Here is a 6,241-nt window from a genome sequence, read left to right as displayed (position 1 = left end):
GTGACCGGCACACCGTCCAGCGGACCCAGCGATGCGCCTGCGGCCCAGCGCGCTTCTGACGCCGTGGCCATGCGCAGCGCCTCGTCGGCGTCCAGCGCCCAGGTGGCGCACAGCTGCGGTTCCCAGGCCTCGATGTGGGCCAGCACTGCGCGCGTGACATCCACAGGGGAGAGGGTGCCGGTGTGGTACAGCGGCGTCAGTTCTGTCGCACTCAGGGCATGCAGGTCGGCCAATTCGAGACTCCTGTTGGCTTTTGGCGGTCATGTCCCCGATTTGGTGACTTGACCTTGATCAAGGGCCGACGCCGGGCGTTACACCATCTTACCCAGCACGGCCGCCACCGATGAGACCGATGAACCGTGACAAAGTCCCGCCGCGCCGGCTGACATCCCCCATGATCAAGGGGGACAGGGCAGGAAGCTGCCCACCGAGAATGATTCTTGGCGACGACGTGAGACAGGTGTCTCTGGGTGTATCGCGCTCTACTGCGCGGGCCGTTGCCTCAGAACCACTACCGAGGAACTGTTTTCATGATCAAAAAATTTGCCACTGCTGCCGTGCTCGCCGCTGCCATGGGCGCAGCCCAGGCTTATATACCCTCCGCCGTTTCCATCAACGGCACCTGCGACACCTTCGTGGACCTGACCACCGAAGGCACCCAAGGTGCCGCCGGTACCTGGGTCAACAGCTGCACCGGCTTCAGCATTCCTGCTGGCGGCGCACAAGTTCGCTCGGGCTCGCAGATCCGCATTGGCTACGTGCTCGGCACCACCGGCGCCACTGGCCTGGCCCTGTCGTCCGGCCACGAGGTGACCTGGTGGCTGCGCGACGATGGTTCCGCCGTCATGTACAACTACCAAGGCGTTGCCGTGTTCACCGGCACCTGGACCGCGACCAGCCCCAAGTAAGGCGTTCGCAAGCGGCGAGCGCCGCGACCGGGGTTTCATGCCCACAAAAACACCCGCCTTGGCGGGTGTTTTTCTTTCCGGGCAGTGATTTAACACACGACGTGAAAGTGATTTTTCCCTTCGCCTTTCTGGCCGTTTGCGAGATTGGGCTGTCCTCGTGAGAGGAGTCTTCCGCAGTAGTCACGGTGGGTGGCAAATGCCCCTAGGTCTAGGGGTTTAGGGAAAACACTTTGAAACACAAAGGGCTTTGCGTAACTCTATCGACCAACTGTCCCTTGGGCCGTTTTGCGCATTGGCGCGGGCAGTTGATCCAAACCTCAAACAGGAGAGTTGCGATATGTACAAGAAACTGGCCACAGCCGCTGTTCTTGCGGCTTGCATGGGCGTCGCCCACGCGGACCTGCCATCCGCGATTTCGCTCGGCGATGCCTACTGTGATTACCTCGAGAACCTGACGCCCGTCGCGGGCGGGGGCTATTCCGGTACCTGGTCCAACGTCAGTTGCACCGGCATTTCGGTGCAGATCGGTGGCGCGGCCACGCCGGCCTACAACGCGCAGGCCGTCGGTGCCGTGATGGGCTCCCAGGGCCTGGCCCTGAGCAGCATGGGCGGCCGGGAGGCGACCTACTGGATCACGGAGGACCAGAACTGGCGCCTGTACAACTACAAGGGCGTGCTGGTGGGCAAGGGCAAATGGACGCCACGCACCAGCCTGACCGTGGGCCAGAAGGCGGTGCTGGCCAACTGATGCGTTCGCGCTTCGCCTCATTCGCGTAGGGCGCGTGAAGCTGGCCGATGACCACAGGACCTGGTGTCCCGGCCTCGCCTGCATTCGCCTTCCCGACATTCCAGTTTCCTGAAGTTTGCCGCCTGCAACGAGGAGCCGTTTCGCTGACGGACCGCAGGCAGCCACAGGCAAAGGAGTTTGCACATGTTCAAGCAATGGTTGATGGCCTCGGCGCTCATCGCGAGCACCGGCATGGCCCATGCCTTCGTCAATTCCGCCATCAAGTTCGATGGCTATTGCGATGGTTTCAGTGACCTGACGACAGAGGGCAGTTCCGGGGCTGCCGGCACCTGGCAGAACCTGGATTGCGCGGGCAGCACCGCCACCAGCGGCGGCGCGCAGGTGCGTGACGCGGGCACCGGTGCCTGGGGTTACTCGATGAGCACCACGGGCGTTGCGGCGTTCACCGGCGGCTACGAGTTCACCTGGGTGATCCGGGGCGACCGCACCTGGTCGGTCTACACCACCACCGGCCAATACATCAACAGCGGCACCTGGTCACCCAAGGTGCGTGGCTGGGTGGCGCCAGTGGGGGCCCGGCCCTCTTGGCAACCTTGACGCAGCTTGGCTGCCAAGCCCCGCCAGGCGACTCATCGCCTGCCCAGACCCAACCCGCTTCGGCGGGTTTTTTCATGACCGCGCGAGCGGGGCGACGCGCCGACTCCCTCGATCTGGGGGCTGTCCGAAGTGGTTTGAACCGGTCATGCTTGTGCATCAATTTCATGAGCCGATGTGCCGTGGCTGTTTTTGTGCATATCAAGCGATTGCCCGAATTCACTGTTTCCAAACCATGGGAAGAAAGCCGCGCATGTACAAGCAAGCTTTGACGCTGATGACCTTGGCCGCAGGCATGGCCTCGGCCCTCGCCGCCGTGCCGTCAGCCGTCGTGTTGGATGGTTATTGTGACTATTTCACCGAATTGACCACCGAAGGCGACACGGGGGCGGCTGGGCACTGGATGAATGTCGATTGCCAGGGGGCCAATTACCTGCTGGGTGGCATGCAGGCGTCCAGCCTGAAAGGCAAGATCAGTTATGTGTTCGGCACCACGGGTTATGCCGCGACGCATTCCTCCCACCATGAGGTGACCTGGTGGATCCGCGATGACGAAACCTGGACGGTGTTCGATTGGCAAGGTGTGGTGCTGAATTCAGGCACCTGGAGCAAGATCGACATCTTGCCCTTGAAGGCCGGCGGCAGCCGGCCGGCCACACGCTGAGGCCCAAAGCAAAACACCCGCCGGAGCGGGTGTTTTTCAGGGCTGCGCTGGAAAGCGCAGGCTTGGCGTTCAGGCCAGGAAATGCGCGTCGCTTTCGTGGCGCGCGGCGGCGGCACGCAGGTCGGCAGCGAAGCCGGGGTCGGTGCGCTCCCACTGGCGGGCCAGTTCACGCACCTGCTCGGCTTCGGACAGGCGGCTGCTTTGCGCGGTGGGGCGGGCATTGCCCTTGAGCATGCGGCTCAGCAGGCGGCCTGCGGCGAGGAACAGGTCCGCGCCGAGCTTGGCACCGCGGGGAATGTTCAGCGCCGGGCCGTGGTTGAAGGTCTGGGAAGTGATGGCACTCATGATGTCGCTCCTGAAGGATGGCAACTGGCGAGAAATTCAGCGAGTGGCGTCCGCCAGACGGCGCCACTGTGTTGCCGCGTCAGGGGCGGCGGGATTCGAAGGGCACACCCATCATCTGCATGTGCTGCGCAGCGCGGCGGTTGCCGTAGGCCTCCATGACCTTCCAGACCAGGGACAGCTTCTGCTTCAGGCGCTGCAAGGCAACCTGACGCAGCGAAGCGGCACGGTAGGTGGCGCTGCTGGGGTAAGAGGTGGCGGTTTGCATGGCTGGAGACTTTCGTTGAAGCAGGCTTTGACGCTGCGATGGGATGAATACTAGGGTTTTCCCTCCGCATGGTCTACTGAATAGTGTGCAGCATAGGTATGCATGCTGCTTATATGACTGCCGTCCGTGAACTTTCGCACCCTGGACCTGAACCTGCTCCGCATCTTCGACACGGTGATGGCCGAGGGCAGCCTGACGCGCGCGGCCCAGGTGCTTGCGATGACGCAGCCCGCCGTCAGCCATGCGCTGAAGCGCCTGCACGATGCCGTGGGCGAATCGCTGTTCCAGCGCAGCGCGCGCGGCATGAAGCCCACGGCCAAGGCCGAGGCCTTGTGGCCGCAGGTGCGCGCCGCGCTGGCTGGCCTGCAGCAGGCGCTGGCGCCTGGCACTTACGACCCGACCGCCGAACCGGTGAACTTCCGCCTGGCGATGGTCGACGCGACCGCCGTGCTGCTGATGCCGCGCGTCATCAAGAGCATCGAAACCCAGCGTGCGCTGGCCAACCTACGCGTGCAGCCGCTGACCACGCGAGACCCGCGCCAGTTGCTGGAGCAGGGCGAGGCCGACCTTGCGGTGGGTTATTTCCCGGACGTGATCGCCGCACTGCGCTCGCAGGGCGATGACGCGACGCTGCGCCAGCTGCGCCTGTATGACACGCGCTACGTCTGCGTGATGCGCCAGGGCCACCCGCTGGCGCAGGGCGCGCTGACGCTGGACGACTTCTGCGCCGCCCATCACCTGCTGGTCAGCTTTTCAGGCCGGGCGCATGGCTTCGTGGACCAGGCCTTGTCCGGCCTGGGCCGGCGCCGCCGCATCGTGCTGACAGTGAACCAGTTCCACACCGCTGGCCAGGTGGTCACCAGCTCGGACCTGCTGACGGTGCTGCCGCGGCGCTTCCTCGCGGCAACCGGCTACGAACACGGCCTGGTCATCAAGGCCTTGCCGTTCCAGCTCGGCCGGGTGCATGTGGACATGCTGTGGCACATGCGCCGGGACGCGGACCCGGCACATGCCTGGCTGCGCGGGCTGATCGCGCAAGGGCCGCTGGCGGCCGATCCGGACGAGGCCGTCGTCCGGGTCGATGAATCGGCTGCTTGAACCGGCCTCAGTCCGCCAGCACCGCCGCCATCGCCTGCGCGGTGCGCTCGACGTTGTGGCTGTTCAGCCCGGCCACGCACATGCGGCCCGAACGCAGGATGTAGACGCCGAATTCCTCGCGCAGACGGTCCACTTGCTGTGGCGTGAGACCGGTGTAGCTGAACATGCCGCGCTGGGTCAGGAAGTAGCCGAAGTCGCGGCCCGGCACCTTCGCGCTGACGATGGCGTGCAACTGCTTGCGCATCGCCTGGATGCGCTCGCGCATGGCATCCAGCTCCAGCGCCCAGGCGCTGCGCAGCTCGGGCGAGCCCAGCAGCGTGGCGACGATCTGGCCGCCGTGCATCGGCGGGTTCGAGTAGTTGCGCCGCACCGTGAACTTCAGCTGGCCCAGCACCAGCGCCGCCTCGGCCTTGCTCGGGCAGACCACGCTCAGCGCGCCACAGCGCTCGCCGTACACGCTCATGCTCTTGGAGAAGGAGTTGGCAACGAAAAACGCCAGCCCGGCGCTCGCCAGTGCGCGCACCGCAAACGCGTCCTGGTCCATGCCGTCGCCAAAGCCCTGGTAGGCCAGGTCCAGGAAGGCCAGCAGCTCGCGCTCGCGCAGCACCGGGATCAGCGCTTCCCACTGCGCCGGTGTCAGGTCCACGCCGGTCGGGTTGTGGCAGCAGGCGTGCAGCAGCACCACGCTGCGTGCCGGCAGTTCGCGCAAAGCGGCCAGCATCGCGTCGAAGCGCAGGCCACCGGTGGCGGCGTCGTAATAGGGGTAGGTGTTGACGGTGAGGCCGGCGCCTTCGAACACCGCCTTGTGGTTGTCCCAGGTCGGGTCGCTGACCCAGATCGCGGCGTCCGGGAACCACTGCTTGATGAAGTCCGCACCGACCTTCAGGCCGCCGCTGGAGCCCACGCTCTGGATGGTGGCCACGCGGCCTTCGGCCAGTGCCGCGTGATCGGCGCCGAACAGCAGCTTCTGCACCTCGGTGCGGAACGCCGCCAGGCCTTCCATCGGCAGGTAGGGCTTGGGACCCGTCTGTTGCGCCACGCGCTGCTCGGCTTCGCGCACCGCCGCCATCACCGGGATGCGGCCTTCGTCATCGAAGTAGATGCCGATCGACAGGTTGATCTTGTCCGCCCGCGGGTCCTTCTGGAAGTCTTCGTTCAGCGAAAGAATGGGGTCGCCAGCGTAGGGCGGGATGTGCGCGAACATGCGGAGGAGTCCTGTCTGGGTGAGGGAAACAAGCGGATTGGCATTATCCCGCCGGGACCCTCCCCGTGTTCAGCCCCGCCATTCCAGCCACGCGCCATGCGGGTGCGAGCGCGCCAGCAGCCGGGTCTGCGGCACTTCGGGCCCCGGCTCGGTCAGCAGCCAGAAGGTCTGGTTGGCGGGCGACGTGCCGGGCTCACCCGGCACCGGCGTGGTCGCCAATGCCAATTCGGGTGCCAGCGGCTGGTTGTGTTGCGCGCCCTCTGCGCTCAACCACAACAGACCGCGCTGCTGCACCAGCCGCTGCACGCGTGTGACATGCGCCGCCAAATCGGCCGGCGCGAAATAGAACAGCACCCAGCTGTTGAACAGCACCGGCACCACGCCGGCCGGCAGTTCGTCCAGCCAGCGTTCCAGC

General features: G+C 65.4%; 9 protein-coding genes and 1 pseudogene. 5 read left to right on the top strand and 5 right to left on the bottom strand.

What is annotated here, in order from left to right:
• Positions 1-233 (bottom strand): annotated as a pseudogene (locus tag FKP22_RS17960) (amidase); the annotation flags it as partial.
• Positions 234-530: 297 nt separating this feature from the next.
• Between FKP22_RS17960 and FKP22_RS17955 the strand changes: the two are divergent.
• From FKP22_RS17955 to FKP22_RS17940, 4 genes are all read left to right on the top strand, one after another.
• A complete protein-coding gene (locus FKP22_RS17955) occupies positions 531-908 on the top strand; it encodes a hypothetical protein (protein ID WP_141288953.1) in 378 nt (125 codons plus the stop codon).
• A 337-nt stretch (positions 909-1,245) separates the two neighbouring features.
• Positions 1,246-1,656, top strand: a complete 411-nt coding sequence (locus tag FKP22_RS17950) for a hypothetical protein (protein WP_141288951.1) — start codon at positions 1,246-1,248, stop codon at positions 1,654-1,656.
• A gap of 183 nt (positions 1,657-1,839) precedes the next feature.
• On the top strand, positions 1,840-2,253 hold the full coding sequence (locus FKP22_RS17945) for a hypothetical protein (RefSeq protein ID WP_141288950.1): 414 nt from the start codon (positions 1,840-1,842) through the stop codon (positions 2,251-2,253).
• A gap of 250 nt (positions 2,254-2,503) precedes the next feature.
• Positions 2,504-2,914: a hypothetical protein gene (locus tag FKP22_RS17940; protein ID WP_141288948.1), complete on the top strand. Its 411-nt coding sequence runs from the start codon at positions 2,504-2,506 to the stop codon at positions 2,912-2,914.
• 69 nt (positions 2,915-2,983) lie between these two features.
• On the opposite strand, the gene FKP22_RS17935 is transcribed toward FKP22_RS17940, so the two are convergent.
• Together FKP22_RS17935 and FKP22_RS17930 are read right to left on the bottom strand one after the other, a co-directional pair.
• Positions 2,984-3,259: a hypothetical protein gene (locus FKP22_RS17935; protein ID WP_141288946.1), complete on the bottom strand. Its 276-nt coding sequence runs from the start codon at positions 3,257-3,259 to the stop codon at positions 2,984-2,986.
• Between the two features lie 79 nt (positions 3,260-3,338).
• Positions 3,339-3,524 carry a hypothetical protein gene (locus tag FKP22_RS17930; RefSeq protein WP_141288944.1) on the bottom strand — a complete coding sequence of 62 codons (186 nt, stop codon included), beginning with the start codon at positions 3,522-3,524 and terminating at the stop codon, positions 3,339-3,341.
• A gap of 126 nt (positions 3,525-3,650) precedes the next feature.
• Here FKP22_RS17930 and FKP22_RS17925 point away from each other — a divergent pair, with 126 nt between their 5' ends.
• Positions 3,651-4,622 carry a LysR family transcriptional regulator gene (locus FKP22_RS17925; protein WP_211361450.1) on the top strand — a complete coding sequence of 324 codons (972 nt, stop codon included), beginning with the start codon at positions 3,651-3,653 and terminating at the stop codon, positions 4,620-4,622.
• Positions 4,623-4,629: 7 nt separating this feature from the next.
• Here the strand turns inward: FKP22_RS17925 and FKP22_RS17920 are convergent, their stop codons facing one another.
• The gene (locus FKP22_RS17920; protein WP_141288940.1) at positions 4,630-5,826 is read right to left on the bottom strand and encodes an amino acid aminotransferase; all 1,197 of its coding nucleotides are present in this window, start codon (positions 5,824-5,826) and stop codon (positions 4,630-4,632) included.
• 69 nt (positions 5,827-5,895) lie between these two features.
• The coding region (locus tag FKP22_RS17915; RefSeq protein ID WP_141288938.1) for a DUF2332 family protein at positions 5,896-6,241 on the bottom strand (346 nt) is incomplete at its 5' end.

The organism is Ideonella azotifigens (assembly GCF_006519715.1).
In the GTDB taxonomy this organism is placed as follows: Bacteria; Pseudomonadota; Gammaproteobacteria; order Burkholderiales; family Burkholderiaceae_C; genus Ideonella; species Ideonella azotifigens.
The sequence above is the reverse complement of the archived record's forward strand: the minus strand, read 5'-3'. Positions and strand labels throughout refer to the sequence as shown.